Source organism: Kocuria sp. ZOR0020 (genome assembly GCF_000800955.1).
Taxonomy (GTDB): Bacteria; Actinomycetota; Actinomycetes; order Actinomycetales; family Micrococcaceae; genus Kocuria; species Kocuria subflava.
In genome coordinates this window covers 1-16,210 of sequence record NZ_JROX01000072.1, presented here as the reverse complement: position 1 = coordinate 16,210, position 16,210 = coordinate 1, and the positions used below count along the sequence as shown (strand labels likewise).

Annotated in this window: 14 protein-coding genes; 10 read left to right on the top strand and 4 right to left on the bottom strand. The window is 63.7% G+C overall.

Annotated elements, in window-relative coordinates:
* Window positions 1-31: 31 nt before the first annotated feature.
* The 3 genes from L979_RS05070 to L979_RS05060 all read right to left on the bottom strand — a co-directional run bounded on the left by L979_RS05070 (window position 32) and on the right by L979_RS05060 (window position 3,557).
* Window positions 32-958 carry an SDR family oxidoreductase gene (locus tag L979_RS05070; protein ID WP_047690038.1) on the bottom strand — a complete coding sequence of 309 codons (927 nt, stop codon included), beginning with the start codon at window positions 956-958 and terminating at the stop codon, window positions 32-34.
* A gap of 101 nt (window positions 959-1,059) precedes the next feature.
* Window positions 1,060-2,601: an SDR family oxidoreductase gene (locus L979_RS05065; protein WP_052209521.1), complete on the bottom strand. Its 1,542-nt coding sequence runs from the start codon at window positions 2,599-2,601 to the stop codon at window positions 1,060-1,062.
* 248 nt (window positions 2,602-2,849) lie between these two features.
* A complete protein-coding gene (locus L979_RS05060) occupies window positions 2,850-3,557 on the bottom strand; it encodes a FadR/GntR family transcriptional regulator (RefSeq protein WP_156125414.1) in 708 nt (235 codons plus the stop codon).
* 159 nt (window positions 3,558-3,716) lie between these two features.
* Between L979_RS05060 and L979_RS05055 the strand changes: the two genes are divergently transcribed.
* From L979_RS05055 to L979_RS05010, 10 genes are all read left to right on the top strand, one after another.
* The gene (locus L979_RS05055; protein ID WP_047690022.1) at window positions 3,717-5,087 is read left to right on the top strand and encodes a gluconate:H+ symporter; all 1,371 of its coding nucleotides are present in this window, start codon (window positions 3,717-3,719) and stop codon (window positions 5,085-5,087) included.
* A 55-nt stretch (window positions 5,088-5,142) separates the two neighbouring features.
* Entirely contained in the window at window positions 5,143-6,495 is a 1,353-nt protein-coding gene (locus tag L979_RS05050; protein ID WP_047690021.1) for a four-carbon acid sugar kinase family protein, read from the top strand.
* Window positions 6,496-6,515: 20 nt separating this feature from the next.
* Window positions 6,516-7,388 (top strand): NAD(P)-dependent oxidoreductase, encoded by an 873-nt coding sequence (locus tag L979_RS05045; RefSeq protein WP_047690018.1) that lies wholly within the window; start codon window positions 6,516-6,518, stop codon window positions 7,386-7,388.
* A gap of 136 nt (window positions 7,389-7,524) precedes the next feature.
* Window positions 7,525-7,707 carry a hypothetical protein gene (locus L979_RS05040; RefSeq protein WP_047690016.1) on the top strand — a complete coding sequence of 61 codons (183 nt, stop codon included), beginning with the start codon at window positions 7,525-7,527 and terminating at the stop codon, window positions 7,705-7,707.
* Between the two features lie 189 nt (window positions 7,708-7,896).
* Window positions 7,897-8,535, top strand: coding sequence for a DUF6318 family protein (locus L979_RS05035; protein ID WP_156125412.1), 639 nt, complete (start codon window positions 7,897-7,899; stop codon window positions 8,533-8,535).
* A gap of 218 nt (window positions 8,536-8,753) precedes the next feature.
* Window positions 8,754-9,608 (top strand): hypothetical protein, encoded by an 855-nt coding sequence (locus tag L979_RS16680; protein WP_231559403.1) that lies wholly within the window; start codon window positions 8,754-8,756, stop codon window positions 9,606-9,608.
* 11 nt (window positions 9,609-9,619) lie between these two features.
* Complete coding sequence (locus tag L979_RS05025; RefSeq protein ID WP_047690013.1) at window positions 9,620-10,651, top strand: aldose epimerase family protein; 1,032 nt, start codon at window positions 9,620-9,622, stop codon at window positions 10,649-10,651.
* A 215-nt stretch (window positions 10,652-10,866) separates the two neighbouring features.
* Window positions 10,867-11,574, top strand: coding sequence for a C40 family peptidase (locus tag L979_RS05020; RefSeq protein ID WP_197052075.1), 708 nt, complete (start codon window positions 10,867-10,869; stop codon window positions 11,572-11,574).
* 222 nt (window positions 11,575-11,796) lie between these two features.
* Window positions 11,797-12,735 carry a DUF368 domain-containing protein gene (locus tag L979_RS05015; protein ID WP_047690010.1) on the top strand — a complete coding sequence of 313 codons (939 nt, stop codon included), beginning with the start codon at window positions 11,797-11,799 and terminating at the stop codon, window positions 12,733-12,735.
* 217 nt (window positions 12,736-12,952) lie between these two features.
* Window positions 12,953-14,053: an alkene reductase gene (locus tag L979_RS05010; protein ID WP_047690007.1), complete on the top strand. Its 1,101-nt coding sequence runs from the start codon at window positions 12,953-12,955 to the stop codon at window positions 14,051-14,053.
* Between the two features lie 80 nt (window positions 14,054-14,133).
* Here the strand turns inward: L979_RS05010 and L979_RS05005 are convergent, their stop codons facing one another.
* Window positions 14,134-16,122, bottom strand: coding sequence for a penicillin-binding transpeptidase domain-containing protein (locus L979_RS05005; RefSeq protein ID WP_052209518.1), 1,989 nt, complete (start codon window positions 16,120-16,122; stop codon window positions 14,134-14,136).
* Between the last annotated feature and the right edge of the window lie 88 nt (window positions 16,123-16,210).

The following is a 16,210-nucleotide window of genomic DNA, read 5'->3' as shown; positions in this document are numbered from 1 at the left end:
ACCCGGACGCTCAGCGGTCACGGGGATGGTGTCACGGGGTGGGCATGCCGCCGTTGACGTTCAGGGTTTCGCCCACGACGTAGCTGGACTCTGCCGAGGCCAGGAACACGAATGCCGGGGCGATCTCCGTAGGCTGCCCGGCGCGGCCGAGCCCCACGTCCTGACCGAACTTGGGCAGCTTCTCCTTGGGCTGACCGTCGCTGACCTGCAGCGGAGTCCAGAACGGACCCGGTGCCACGGCGTTGACGCGGATTCCCTTGGGTGCCAATTGCTCGGCCAGACCCTTGCTGAAGTTGTTGATGGCAGCCTTGGTGGAGGCGTAGTCGAGCAACGTGGGGGAGGGCTTGTAGGCCTGGATGGAGGTGCAGTTGATGATCGAGGACCCTGCCGGCAGGTACTTCAGGGCCGCGCGCGTCACGCGGAAGAAGCTGAACACGTTGACGTTGTAAACGTCCTCCAGCTGCTCATCGGTCAGGGCCTCCAGCCCGTCCTCAATGGCGATCTGGCGCCCGGCGTTGTTCACCAGGATGTCCAAGCCACCCAGCGCTTCAGCGGCCTGGTCCACCAACTCCACAGCGGCCTCACGCTCAGCCAGGTCACCGGGCAGCAGCACCACCTTGCGGCCGGTGTCGGCCACGGCGTCACGCACCCATTCCGCATCCTCTTGCTCGGCGGGCAGGTAGTTCAGGGCGACGTCGGCCCCCTCCCGTGCGTAGGCAATGGCCACTGCCGCGCCCAACCCGGAATCGGCTCCGGTGATCAAGGCCTTGCGGCCCTCCAGGCGGCCGGTGCCACGGTAGGAGTACTGGCCGCGGTCCGTCTTGGGCTCCAGGTCCTTGTCCAGGCCGGGTTCGGGCTGGTGCTGCTTGGGTGCTTCAAGGGATTCGTAGCGGGTGACCGGGTTCTGGAGGACCAGCTGGTCAGTGGTTTCCTTGTGTTCGTCCTGGTTTGTGCTCATGGCAGCCTCCTTGTGGACCGAGAGATTGGAAGTCGTGGCATCCGAATCGACGGATGCCCGTTCCATCCAGCCTATTCGTAAGGGGCCTGATTAAAAACTGTTCAGGGGAGAATGCTCCGCAGTTTCGCTCTGAGCCCGTGTGGCGGCTCGGCAGGCTGATCAGGATGCTCGGTCAGTGCCTTGGCCAGGATGTTCTTGGCCATGGTGGGAAAGATGAAGGCGTGGAACGGGAGGACTCCGTACCAGTAAGCGTGACCGGGCAGTCCGTCCGGGAAGAAGATGGCGCGCTGGTGGTAGGTGGAACCTTGTCCATCCGGCTCAACTCTCAGCTCCAACCACGCCTTGCCAGGGGCCAACATCTGGGCACGCAGGCGCAACAGGTGGCCCGGTTCGATCTTCTCCACCACCCACCAGTCCACGTGGTCGCCCACCCGTAGGCGGGTGCGGCTCAGGCGTCCGCGGTTGAGCCCGGGCCCGTTGGCCAGCTTGTCCATCCAGCCGCGAACCAGCCACCCGAGTTTCCACGAGTACCACCCGTTGTCACCGCCAATGGATTCGATGACCTTCCAGACGTCCTCCGGTTTGGCCTCCCCGGTGGCCTCCCGCTCGTCCACGTAGACGCTGCGCCCGGCCCACTCGGGGTCCGAGGGGAGCGGGTCGGAGGCCGCTTCCATGGAAATCAAGTCGTAGGTGGTGGCCCAGTTGTTCTCCAGATCATCGGCTTCAATCCGCTCCAGGGCCAACTTGCAGGCAGTCCGGTAATCCGTCAGGCCACCGGGCGGGAGGGGGATGAACTGGTCAATGTCCCGTTCGGAGGCCACGGCGTCGTGCCGCAAGGACTGCACCAGCGGCATGGCAAGCCCCAGGGGAATGGGGGTCACCATGCCGATCCAGAACCCGGAGAGCCTGGGGGCAGGCATGGGGGTGGCAAAAACCAGGGGACGACGACGCCCCGCAACCTCCGCGTAGCGTTGCATGGCCTGGGCGTAAGTCATCACGTCCCGAGAGCCGATGTCGAACGAGCGGTTGGTGTCCACGGGGAGGTCCAGGGCGTGCAGCAGGTAATACAAAACGTCCCGGATGGCGATGGGCTCAATCTTGTTCTTCACCCAGGACGGAGCCGGCATGACGGGCAGGCGATCCCCCAGGTGGCGGATCATCTCGAATGACGCCGAGCCCGAACCAATCACGGTTCCTGCCTGCAGAACCACCGCGGGCACGGGGTGAGCCAGAAGAACATCGCCCACCTTGACGCGTGAGCGCATGTGGGTGGAGAGATCCTCACCCTGGGGGTGCAGACCGGAGACGTAGATGATGCGTTTGACCCCGGCTTCTGCGGCAGCCCGGGCCACCACGTGTGCCATGGCTTCCTCCTGGGCCTCAAAGGACCCGGAGCTGCCCATGGCATGCACCAGGAAGTACAGGGTGTGGATGTCCCGGCAGGCCTCCAGGGTCTGGCTCAGATCACTGAGGTCGGCTTCCACCACGTCCACGGCGTCCCGCCACGGCACGGGATCCAGCTTGCTGGGATTGCGCACTGCCACGCGCACCTCAGCACCTGCCGCCACCAGGCGGGGGACCAACCGGCCGCCGATGTAACCGGTGGATCCGGTGACCAGGACTCGTCCGCGGGGAGGCTCCATGACCGTTTCCACCACACGATCCGGGAAGGTGAACTCGATGGGCTCGGGCTGACCGGAGTCATCGGCGGAGTCGTGATTCGTTTCGAAACCTGAATTAGTCACCATGCTGAGAGTCTAGGGGTGTGAGGCTCGCTGCACTACCGGCTCGGAGCGGCTGCACGAGCGGTGACAGGAGCGAGTTCTGCGCAGTTTGGGACGACATCTGGTGTTGATGGCGTCCCAAACTGTGCAGAAGTGCCTCCCGAAGCTCAGCGGAAGGCTTCTGCACCCAAGCTGTTGATCACGTCATCCATGGTCTGGTCCATGTGGGAGAGCATGGCCTCCCCGGCGGCTTGTACGTCCCCGGCCGCCACGGCCTTGTAGATGGCTGTGTGGTGCTGCAGCGCACGACGCCGGATTTCTTCCTGACTGGAGGTCTTGATGCGCACGGCGTGCAGAACTTCCTCCAGGGGCGCATAGGCCGAGGCCAAGTAGACGTTTCCAGCGGCCCGGACCAACGCGGCATGGAACTGCAGGTCTGCTTGGGAGAACGCAGCTTGGTCCGAGTCAATGGTCTGTTCCATGGTGCTCAGGTGGCGTTTGACGTCGTCGACGTCGGGGCTGTCTGGGCGCGTGGCTGCCAGGCGGGTGGTTTCCACCTCGATGGCCCGGCGGGCTTCAATCATCTGCCGGGGGATCTCCAGGGGATCCCCGCTCATGGTGCCGCGGGCCTGCAGAATGCGGGGTTCCAGAGGTGACCAAGAGGCCACGGGGTTCAACAGCCCGCGTTTGCCGTGCCGCACCGTGACCACACCGGAGCGCGCCAACTCCTGCAGCGCCTCCCTGACCGAGAGTCGGGACATGCCCCAGGCCTGCGCCAACTCTGACTCGGGTGGCAGGGGCTCTCCGGGCTGGAGGGCGCCGGAGGTCACCATCTCCAAAAGGGCCTCCACGCCAATTTCAGAGCGTCTCTGCACGTGGGGCCTTTCTGTTGAGGGGGCTTCCAAATACTACGCGCTGGAGCATTGACATGACCTGAATCACTCCATCACACTACCAAGACATCAGATATCTGATCTGTGTGCGGGATCACCACACCCGCAGCCTCACGTGTCTCTGCTCAGAAGAGAAGGCTCATGACCACAACCACACTCCTGCTGCTCGGTCTGGGATCGATCGCGGCAATCCTGCTCCTGATCATCAAGGGCAAAGTCCACCCATTCATCACCTTGATGTCCGTTGCTCTGGTGCTGGCCCTGGCCGGGGGTATTCCCCTGGTGGAAGTGGCGCCACTGCTGATCACCGGCATGGGAAACACCCTGGGCAGCGTGGCCCTGATCGTGACCCTGGGTGCCATCCTGGGGCGCATCATCGAGGTCTCCGGCGGCGCCGACGTCCTGGCCCGTTGGCTGCTCAACACTTTTGGTGAAAAGCGCGCACCGTTTGCGCTGGGTGCCACCGGCTTCATCTTTGGCATCCCGGTGTTCGTGGACGTCGGACTGATTGTGCTGATCCCCATCGTGTTCGGTGTGGCTCGCCGCTTGCAGGGCAGCATGCTGAAGTACGCACTGCCCATCGCCGGGGCCATGTTGGCCGTGCACTGCGTGGTGCCGCCCCACCCGGGCATTGTGGGTGGCTCCCAGCTGCTGAACGCGGACATCGGCCTGGTCATGATCTTTGGCCTGATTGCGGCTGTCCCCATGTGGTTGGTGGCCCACTTTGTCTCCAAGCCCATGGCCGCCCGCAACTTTGTGCCCGTCAGTGAGGCTGACACTCTTCAGACCGTTGGTGGCACGGGCGCCATGAACATCGTCAAGACCAAGACCCCCAGCGTTGCCCTGGTGCTCTCCACCATCGTGCTGCCGTTGGTGCTGATCATGGGCGGAACCACGTTCGTCGTCGTTCTGGGTGAGGACAACTCCCTGACCACGCTGTTCTCCTTGATCGGTGCCTCCCATGTGGCGCTGTTGATCGGTGTGGTGTACGCGGCTGCGGTGCTGGGCTTCCGGTTCGGGTGGAGCCGCGACGACGTCGAGAACGTCATCAACTCCGCGCTGCCCCCGGTGGCAGCGGTCATTCTGATCACCGGCGCCGGTGGCATGTTCGGTTACACCCTCCGTGAGACCGGTGTGGCTGACGCCGTGGCTGACTTGCTCGGCTCGACCGGTCTGCCGATCATCCTGCTGGGTTGGTTGCTCGCCTTGTTCATCCGCGCGGCCCAGGGCTCGGCCACGGTCTCCATGCTCACCACGGCACCGCTGGTGGCGCCACTGCTGACCACCATGGATCTGGAACCGGCGCAGATTGCCCTGGTGGCGGTGGCCATCGGCGCCGGAACCATGGGATTGAGTCACGTGAACGACTCCATGTTCTGGATCTGGAGCCGCTACTTTGCCGTGCCCGTCTCCACCTCACTGAAGACCTGGACGTTGGTTTCCACGGCTGCTTCCGTGGCCGGCCTGATTGCCGTGTGGATCATGTGGCTGCTGGTGGGAGCCATCCTGTGACCCTCACCGGGCACCTGATCCCGCTGTTTCCGAATCGACCTGAAAGGCGTGGCCCATGACCCGCAAGTTCCTGGTTTTCGACGACGACCCCACCGGGTCCCAGGCCGTCCATGACGTTGACGTGGTCTTGGAGCTCTCCGCCCAGCCCGTGATCGATGCCCTGGCACCTGAGGGCGCCACCTGTTTTGTCCTCACCAACAGCCGTGCGCTGGATGAGGACCAGGCAGTGCAACGGCAGACGGAGTTGTTGCGCCAGATCCTGGACGGTCTGCCGTCTGGGGAGATGCCGCATCTGGTGTCCCGCAGTGACTCCACGCTGCGCGGGCACGTGATTGCCGAACCCAACGGGCTGGCTGACGTGCTGGAAGAACGCGGCATTCGGGTCAACGGATTCCTGTTCGCCCCGGCCATGTTTGAAGCTGGGCGCTACACCACCGACGACGTTCACTGGGCTGTGCTGCAGGGTGAGCACCTGAGGGTGGGGGACACGGACTTTGCCCAGGACGCCACGTTCGGTTACTCCAACTCCAACCTCAAGGACTTCCTGATGGAACGCTCCGGCGGGGAGCTGAACCGGGAGGAGATTCTGTCCATCACGCTGGATGACATTGCAGCCGGCGTGGATGCAGTGTCTGCGGTGTTGGAGCAGGCCACTGAACGTACTTGGGTGGTGGTCAACGGCATCGAATACGCCCACCAAGAGGTGGTGGCCCAAGCGCTGGCTCGGCAGGAGGAGGCTGGCCGGACCTTCATCAGCCGCTGTGGACCATCACTCGTCCGACCCCTGGCAGGGATCCAACAGGCTCGTGTTCTGGAGCCGGGGGACATCGCCATCGGGGACGGCCGCATGCCGCACGGACTGCTGGTGGTGGGCTCCCACGTGGGGTTGACCAACCGCCAACTGGACGTGGTCAAGGACCGCGGAAGCCTGTTCGAGATCGAACTGCACGTCCCCACGGTGCTCGGGGATGACCGCCAGGCCTATCTTGACCAGGCCATCAAGCGAGCGGAACAAGCATTGGTGAGCTCCGACGTCGTGGTCTACACCAGCCGCGATGTGGTGCGCACTGAGGATCCGCAGGAGTCGCTGGCCATTGCTCGGTCCGTTTCCGATGCCGTGGTGGACGTGGTGCGCGGGGTCATGCAGGCCAAACCGGCATGGGTGATCGCCAAGGGCGGCATCACGTCTCACGAGGTGGCGCACAAGGGCTTGGGAATCCGGCGAGCCCGTGTGGGCGGGCAGTTCTTTCCCGGGCAGACCTCCCAGTTCATGCCGATCGAAGCGGACGCGCAAGCCCAGGGCTGCCCGTTCGTGGTGTTCCCAGGCAACGTGGGAACGGAATCCGCCGTGGCGGACGTGGTGGACGTATTGGCTCAAGCCACCCAACTGACCAACTCCAAGAAGTGAAACAACAAGAGGACTGTGTGATGACCAAGATTTCGTGGATCGGCCTGGGGGCCATGGGAGCTCCCATGGCCACCGTCCTTGGCAAGGGTGGAGTGGAAGTGCAGACCTTTGACCTGGCCCCCGACGCCGCAGACCGGGTGGGTGAGGGACTCTCTCTGTTCCCGACCGCCCGGGAAGCCGTGGCGGGAACCGATGTTGTGGTGGTCATGGTGGCCACCGGCGCCCAGCTCGATTCGGTGCTCTTCACCCCGGAAACGGGTATTGCTGAAGTGCTGCCGGAGGGTGCCGTGGTCCTGGTGATGGCCACGGTGGGGCCGCAAGCAGTGGAAGGGGCAGGTACGCGACTGGCCCTGCAGGGCGTTGGTGTGGTGGATGCGCCAGTCTCCGGTGGCGTGGCACGTGCCGGCACCGGTGACCTGCTGGTCATGGTGGGTGGTGCTGACTCTGACATCGCCAAAGTCCAGCCGCTGCTCGACCTCATGGCCGCCCAAGCGCCCGTGGTGGGTTCACTGGTGGGCGACGGACAGCGATTCAAGGTGGTCAACCAGCTGCTGTGCGGTGTGCACATTGCCGTGGCAGGGGAGGCGTTGGCGCTCGCGGATTCCATGGGGCTGGACCCGCAGCAGTGCTTGGAGGTACTGCAGGGAGGCGCTGCGGCGTCGTTCATGTTCGGTGACCGCGGCCCCCGCATGCTGGAGGGTGAATCAGCTGAGGTGCGCTCCGCCATGGACATCTTTGTGAAGGACATGGGGCTGGTGACCGATGCAGCCCGTGCGGCACAGCAACCGGTCCCCTTGGCCTCCGCAGCGGAGCAGATCTACGTGCGCGGACGCCGAGAGGGCATGGGGCGGCGGGATGACTCTTCCGTCTACGACCTGTTGCGCTCGCGGTGACAGGAGCGAGTTCTGCGCAGTTTGGGACGGCATCAGGTGTTGATGGCGTCCCAAACTGCTCAGAACTCCCTGTCAGAGTGCCCGGTACCCTGAGCACCAGGACCGTGACCACAAAGAACAGGACTGGTGGTTGTTGATGGGTACGTGGGGATTGTTGGGCATTCTGCTGCTGTCCTTGGCCATCTTGGCTGGGTGCATGTATGTGGCCATGCTGTTGATGAGCGCCACCGTGAACAGCAGTGCCAAGCTTCGGGGCAAGAAAAAATCCAACCGAGGGACCTCTGTGATGATGCGCCGCATGTTCCGCGGACCGCGCTGAGCCTTGTCCTGTCCACTGGTTCATGTTTTGGTCTGGGATGACAGTGCGTGACGGTGGTTATCCACAATTCAGTGGCTCGGGTTTCCTGATGCTGGGGCGTTTGCTTAGGGTCTAGGCACGGTCACCCTGGTGAGTGGGGTCACCCCGGGTCCGCTCAGGGGTGTGGGTCCCTGATGTGGAGGCTGTGCTGTGGTGCGTGGTTTTGGTGTGTTGAGCATTTCTGCTGTGTTGTTGGCCGGTGGTGTGCTCACCGGGTGTGGTGACACTTCTACCAACGACGACGGCGATGCGTCCCCCGGTTCTGCTTCACCCACGGAGTCGGCTTCTGCATCTGGTAGTGCGGATGGGTATGTGGAGGCTTCTGCTGAGGGCCCGGCGCAGAACGTGCCCAAGCCGAGCAAGCCTGCTGTGGCTGATGAGGAGTCGGTGGAGGGTGCCCAGGCGTTCTTGGACTACCTCTCCGATGCGCGGGCTTATGCCCAACAGACGGGTGACACCTCGCTGGCCAGGGAGGTCACTGCGGAGGAGTGTTACTCCTGCCTAAACCTCTACGACACCATCGATGACCTCTACGAACAGGGAGGGTGGGGCTCGCGGGGTTACGAGAAAGTCACAGTACTGAGTGACACATTGCCTGCGGATTCGTATGGGTTTTACGCCCCGAAAGCTAGCGTTGAGGCTGAAACCCTGACGTTCTGGGACCCGGATGGCAATGTCGTTGACGAGGCTTCCGGAGACGAGTTCAGTGACGAGGGCCTTCTGATTCACCTTGATTATCGCGACGGCCACTGGACATACATAACCGCAGCACCTCTGGAGCAGCGATGAGGCGGATCTCGGCTCTGGTGCTCAGCTGTTTCTTGATCATCGTGCTTGCCGGGCCCACTCCAGCTTCCGCTTTTGATTATCGCCCTACGGGGCAGGGTGCGTCTGAGCGAGTGACGGCACCAAAAACCAGTGCGCGGGCGGATGGTGAGTCCGTGATGGTGCGTGGCTCGGATGCCAGGGGTGGGGGTGGCGGGGCTTTTGGGTCATCGGGTGGGTCCATGGAAATCCAGATCGCTGAAGGAGCGGTGGCCTCGGCTGAATCCGGGGGTGGTGGGCAACCGTTGAGCTTGAAGGATTACGAATCCTCGTTGGTGCAGTACGCCACCACAGTCCAATCCCAAGAAGAGAAAGCATCCGGTGTGCTCAGCGCTTTACCAGAAGCAGGATCAGGCCAGTACTCCGTGGTGGACACCTGCGCCGAGGCTTCGGACCAAGCGGCCTGTCAGGAACAGGAATCCTGCACCATGGCCGATGGTGGCACGGGGCAGAACTACTACGTGGAGATTGACCAAGGCAACAACACCCAACGGGTCTCCCGTCCGTTGTGTTTACCGGCTGGTGAGGTCCCGGACTCAGGGTCCATGCCGATCCCGGTGTTCACCGTCGATGACCTGCAACGCCTGGATATCGCCGCAGCCCTCTCGGTGGTGGAACCAGCACCCCACACGCTGGTCAACTACAACACCAACGTCTACGCAGAAGCCACCGCCCAGGAGTTCACCACCACCCTGGCCGGTTACCCGGTCACCGTGCGGGTGTATCCGACGGAGTACACGTGGGATTACGGGGATGGCGCCACCCTGGGGCCCACCCAGTTGACGGGTTATCCGTTGGATGAGGATCAGTGGGACACCCCCACGGACACCAGCCACCGGTACACCGATACCGGGGATGTTCAGGTCACGTTGTCCACCACGTTCGAGGGTGAGTACTCCGTGGCTGGTGGGCCGTGGTTGACGGTGGATGGGACTTCCACGGTGACGAGCACGCCGGTGGAGTTGAGTGTGTGGCGGGCGAAGGTGCGTAACTACGCCGATGACTGCATCCAGAACCCCAACGGCGCCGGCTGCTGAGACACTGAAGCATGGCCACCAGCTTTCGACACTTCGGAAACCTGCCGGATGGCAGTCCCGTCACGGCGTTCACCATTGGTGATGCTGACGGCATCCACGTCACACTGCTGGAGCTCGGCGCAGCCGTCCAGTCCCTGTGGGTCCCTGCTGACGGTGGACCAACCAACGTGGTTCTGGGGCACTCGGATGCCGAAGGGTATGTACGGTACGCAGATGACTACATGGGTGTTGTGGTCGGCCGGTACGCCAACCGGATCGCTAACGCCACCTTCACACTCGACGGTCAAACGCACACCCTAGGGGTCAACAACGGCAGCGCGTGCCATCACGGCGGGCCAGAGGGCTTCAGCCATCGCGTGTGGTCAGTGACCCGATCCAGCTCGCACAGCATCACGTTTGAACTCACCAGTCCTCACCTGGACCAAGGATTCCCCGGGGAGATGACGGTCCTTGCCACGTACACGGTGGAGGGCGCCGTCGTCGTTCTGGAGATGGAGGCCACGGCTGACCGGGCCACGGTCTTCGGCCCCACAAGCCACATCTATTGGAATCTGGCGGGTGAAGGCAGTGGGGGTGTGGATGATCATCGCCTGACCGTGGCAGCTGGCCAGTTCCTTCCCGTTGACGACGACGGCATTCCTGACGGGGCGCTGCGATCCGTGGCGGACACGCCCTTGGACTTCCGTCACCCGGTTCGCCTGGGGAATGTGATGCGGGCGGACCATGCCCAGCTGCACAACGGAGTGGATCACTCGCTGCACGTCACCGGCCACGGCCTCCGTCACGCGGCAACCCTGACGGACCCCGTGAGCGGTCGATCCGTGGAAGTTCATTCCGACCTTCCGGCGGTGCAGGTCTACACGAGCAACTTCTTTGACGGCCGCACGGTCGGCACCTCCGGTACTCGGTACCGGCAAGGTGACGGCGTGGCGTTGGAACCCCAGTTCCACCCGGACACCCCCAACCGTCCTGAGCTGGGCGACCCTGTTCTGCGCGCTGGGGCGGTGCGCAAGCACCGTATTGAATGGCGGTTCCAAGGTTGAGGTGACCCATCACGCCAGTGGGACCAGGTGCTGCTGGACAAATGGACAGCGTGCAATGGGCGTTCGGCGACCTCTCACGCGCATCGATTGAGACTGCCTGGGCCGAATCCTACTTTTTGAGGCACACGATCGATTTCGGTCGACGGACACCTGCTGGGTAACTGGTCCTCACCAGCTGCTGTGTGCATCACACCTCGTGAAAGGTAGAAGTCGCTGTGAAAACTGCACCTGCAACACGCAAACTGGCAACCCTCTCCACCTGTGTGGCCATCTGTGTCACTGGATTTTTCACTGCATCCGCACCGGCTCAGGCAGCCGACCCGTATCCCAGTGCTCCCAACTGCGTTGTGGAGTCAACGCACGCGACCATTCAGAAGGGATCGAGCGGAAGCTCCGTCAAGGAAGCTCAGTGCTGGCTGAACAAGTTCAACTACGGCCTGGTTGTGGATGGCCAGTTCGGTACCGCCACGGACAGCGCAGTCCGTGCGTTCCAAAAGTCCAAGGGGTTGGAGGTGGACGGGGTTGTGGGCCCCAAAACCTGGAACGCCCTGATCTACGGGACCAAGCCGCCCGTTGACAGCCGCGCCCAGAAGGTCCAGCGGGTGATCAACTACGCCCGAGCTCAGGTGGGCAAGCCCTACGTCTTTGGAGCTGCGGGACCCAACTCCTTCGACTGCTCGGGCCTGACCCTGAGGTCTTATCAACAAGCCGGGATCATGCTGCCGCGCTACTCGGGTGACCAGGCGGCCAAATACCGAGAGGTGCCGGCCTCCCAGCGCCAGGTTGGCGATCTCATGCACTGGCCCAATCACGTCGGGATCTATGCCGGGAACGGGAAGGTCATTGAAGCGGCCAACAGCCGGACAGGTGTGGTGGAGCGCAACGTTTGGGGGACGCCCACCTATCACCGGGTGATTCCCTGAGTTGTTGACCGTGTTCGCAGGGGGTGTTCACCGCAGCGCGCGGTGAACACCCCCTGCGTGGCGTCCGCCCCTCGTGCGAGGCTCACCGCCGCTGTGGGTCAGGGGGCGACCGTCGTCGTGAAGTGTGACGCTCAAGTGGGGATGTGTGGGGTCTGCCTCAAAGCTCCCTAATAGGGGGTCATGTCCCGTTAGCCTGGTGGAAACCCACCGAAAGGACGCGCCTTGTCTCACCCTGCCCCCAGTCTTGCCGCCGAAGAAGGTGGACTCGCACCAACCCGAAGGACCAGCCTCCCCGGAAACCTGGTGCGTGGCGCCCTGATCGGCACGGTGGAGACCGTCCCGGGTGTCAGCGGTGGAACCGTGGCCTTGGTGGTTGGCATCTATGACCAACTGATCGGATCCGCCAGCGAACTGATCTCTGCCTTCCGTGCTTTGCTGTTGGGCCCCAACCGTATTGAAGGCTTCAAGAAGCATGCCGCCAATGTGGAGTGGCGCGTGGTGATTCCGGTGATGATCGGCATGGTGGCGGCGCTGCTGCTCATTGCCGGTCCCATGGAGCACCTGGTGGAAAACCACCCCGAGCTGATGCGTGCCATCTTCTTCGGCATGGTGGTTGGGTCCGTGTGGGTTCCGTTGTCCCTGGCAGGCAAGGGGTGGACCTGGGCTGACTGGCTGTTGGGAATCGGAGCTGCCCTGGTGGCCTTCTTCCTGGTCTCCATCCCGTCCACAACGCTTGAACCTCAGCCGTGGATCATCATCCTGGCCGCCTCCGTGGCGGTGTCCGCGCTGCTGCTGCCGGGCCTCTCCGGATCGTTCATCTTGCTGACCATCGGGCTCTACCAGCCCACACTGCGGGCCGTGGACAACCTGGACTTCGGCTACCTGGGCCTGTTCTTCCTGGGTGCGATTCTGGGCATGATCGTGATCGTCAAGGCTCTGCAGAAGCTGCTGGAGCACCACCACCGCGGCACCATGATCGCCCTGGCAGGTCTGATGATTGGCGCACTGCGTTCCCTGTGGCCCTGGCAGGACGACGACCGCAACCTGAACGCACCCGCGGATGACTGGGGCATCCTGCTCATGGCAGGTCTGGCCGGTCTGATCGCCGTGGTCATCCTGCTGGTGGTGGACAACCGCTTGGCAGCCCGCAAGGGCCAGTGACCTCACCCAGATCATGCGAAGTGGCGCTTTGAGACCCTTGGGTATTCATGCATGATCTGAGCAGTCAAGGTCGCCGCTGAGGGACCACGGCAACGGCCCTGCACACTTGTGCAGGGCCGTTGCCGTGTCTCTGGGGCCTTGGTCACAGGCCGGAATACGTCCGTGTGGCACGGAGGTTGCACCCCTCGAGAGACAACTACACCGCATGGAGGTACCCGTGCCCACCTTGTTCGATTCCCTGACCGCAGGTGACCTGCAGCTGCGCAACCGCGTGGTCATGGCCCCGCTCACTCGTTCCCGCGCGGAGGAGGACGGTGTGCCCACCGATCTTCACGTGGAGTACTACACACAGCGCGCCGGTGCCGGGCTGATCATCACGGAGGGCACCTTCCCGGCCTTCACCAACCGTGCATTCGTGGGTCAGCCGGGCATTGTCACGGATGAGCAGCAGGCAGGGTGGGCCCGCGTGGCCGAGGCCGTGCACGAGCAGGGCGGCACGGTGGTCATGCAGATCATGCACGCCGGTCACGTCACCCACCCCGGCCTGACCCGTGGCGCGCAGCCGGAGGCCCCCGGTGAGACCGCACCGGACCGTGGTGAGATCCGTACCTACGACGGCAAGCAGGAAATCATCACCGCGCGCGCCCTGACCGCGGATGACCTGGAGCGCGTCAAGAACGAATTCGTGGCCGGTGCCCGCCGCGCCGTCGACGCCGGCATGGACGGGGTGGAGCTGCACGGCGCCAACGGTTACCTCCTCCACGAATTCTTGAGCCCCGTGACCAATCAGCGCGACGACGAATACGGCGGCTCCCCGGATGCCCGCGCCAAGTTCGTGGCCGAGGTCATCCAGGCAGTCGCCGCTGAAATCGGTCCCGGCCGCACAGCCTTGCGGATCTCTCCGGAACACAACATTCAGGGTGTGCCGGAGACCGATCACGACGACGTCCTGGCCACTTACGATGCCCTGCTCGATCAGATCAAGAACTTGGGTCTGGCCTACCTGTCCGTGCTGCACGCGGATGTGGACGGAGAGTTCGTGGCGCACCTGCGTGAGCGTTTCAACGGGGTCTTCATGCTCAACAGTGGGTTCGGCTCCAACACCACACGTGATGAGGCCGAGCACATGGTGGAAGCCGGGATTGCCGACGCCGTCGTGGTGGGACGCCCCATCATTGCCAACCCTGACCTGGTGGAGCGCTGGCGCAACGGGGCGGAGGAGAACCAGCCCAACCCGGCAACGTTCTACACCCCGGGCGCCCGCGGTTACACGGACTACCCGTTCGCGGAGGCCCTGGCACCGGCAGCCCAGCACTGATCCCCGTCCAGACCTCCGTTAAGGCCCAGAATCCTGCTGAAGATGGGACATAACGGAGGTCTCGGCGGTAGGGAACAGGGTCAGGACCCCTGGGCGGCCTCCAAGAACTTCAGGGCCAAGGGCCCCCCGGTGACGGCACCGCCTTCACCGTCCTCCACGAACACGGAGATCGCCAGGTCCTGGTGGGCGGCGATGATCCAGGCGTGGGTCTTGGGCGGGTCATCCGTGCCGAACTCGGCGGTGCCGGTCTTGCCCATGGCGGTGTCCGGGCTCAGTGCCTTCAAGTCTTGCAGGTAGCCGGTGGTGACCACCTCGCGCATGCCGCGGCGCAACTGTTCAGCCTCATCAGATGTGAGAGGGGGAGCAGACGGGGTCGGCGATGCGGTTTCAGACGGGGACTCGGAAGCACCATTGAACGCCTCACGGTCCGTGACCAGTTGCGGCACCACCATCTGCCCGGCATCGGCCGATGCCGTCATGGCCGCCAAGGCCAACGGGGAGACCAGGGTGCGGCCCTGACCGAACAGGGAAGCGGCGTGGGCAACACTCGATGCCTCCTGCGGCATGGAACCGCTGAAGGCATTGATCCCCAGCTCATAGGTCTGCCCGAGTCCCAAGGACTCTGCAGCCTCCAGAAGATCCGTGTGGGTCACGCGGTCGTACTGGGAGATGAAGGCCGTGTTGCAGGAATGCGCCAGGGCGTCCTTGATGGGAATCTCCCCGATGAACGCGGAGGAGTAACCCGGCGCATTGCCGAACTGCGTGCCGTCCACGGTGATGTCCTGCGAACAGTTGACCGTGGACTCCATGGTGTCCCCCAACCGCACCATGGCCAGGGAGGTCACCACCTTGAACGTGGAGCCAGGCGGATACTGGCCCTGGGCCGCTGTGGGGTACATCTGGGATCCGGCACCGTCCGCCAGCGCAAGGATGTGCCCGTCAGAAGGGCGGATGGCCACGATGGCCGACGGCGATTCCACATCCGCCAACGTGGACTCAGCCGCTTCCTGGAGTCGTTTGTCCAGGGTGATGTGCAGGTCCTGCCCGGCCACGGGATCACTGTCCGTCATGGCCCGCGAAGTTCCGGTGACAGGAGCTCCGTCCTCGTCCAGTTCACAGACGGAGACCACCACCCCTTTGGTTCCGCCCAGCCAGGAGTTGAAGTGTTCCTGGAGGCCACCGCGGCCGATCTGATCCCCTGCGATCAGATCGCCGTCAGAGTTCTGGATGTCTTCTGCGGTGACCTCATCCACCCGCCCCAAGGTGCTGGCGGCAAACGTGCGGGAGGGTGCCAGTGCCATGGTGGTCTGATCTGCCCGGTATCCGGGAATCCCGGCCGCAGCGGCGGAATCAAGATCGCGGTAGGCGTCCTGGCGCAGGGAGATCGCCGGGACAAAGGCATCGCCTGCAGCGGATGAGACAGTGGCCGCGTAGGAATCTGGATCCACGTCCACCAGCTGGGCCAACCGTTTGGCCGCGGATTCACGGTCCGCAGGTGAAACCTGGCTCAGGTCCAACCCCACCTGATGGACCGGGCGTTCGGAGACAATCACCTGGTCCCCGGCACCCAGGATGTTGCCACGCTCAGCCGGTGTGCTACTCAGCCGCAGGCCTTCATTCTCCGCAAGGGACGGTTCAATCACAGTGGGGGACCACGCCGGGGCCCAGTTCTGGTCATCGTCAGAGCGGATCTCCACCGTGGTGTCGTAGCTCCAGGGTTGATCCAACCCCGGGACGTCCCAGGTCCAGGAGAGAGTGGCAGGCCGAACGCCGTCGTCGGAAATCTCCCCCAAGGAACTGACCTCAACATCCCACGTGGCCCCAGGGATGTTGGCCACGATCCGGTCGAACTGATCCTGGGCATCGGCACCAGAGGTTCCCGCAAAGGTGATGCCGGAGACGTCCCGGTCCGTCAGAGCCTGAGCGAGCTCACGCGCTTGGTCGCTACCGCGGCCCCCGGTGACCAAACCGCAACTGGTGGCCAGCACGGCCAGCGCACCAGCACCGGCGCCGCCCAGCAGAGTTCGGCGGTTCAGAGGCCGCCACCCGAAATCCGAATGCGCTGTCATGGAAAATTTTTACCAGTTCCGGTGGGCCAAATACTCCCCCACCACGGCCGAGCCCAAGTCATCCAGCTCGGGACGTTGAGATCGGAAG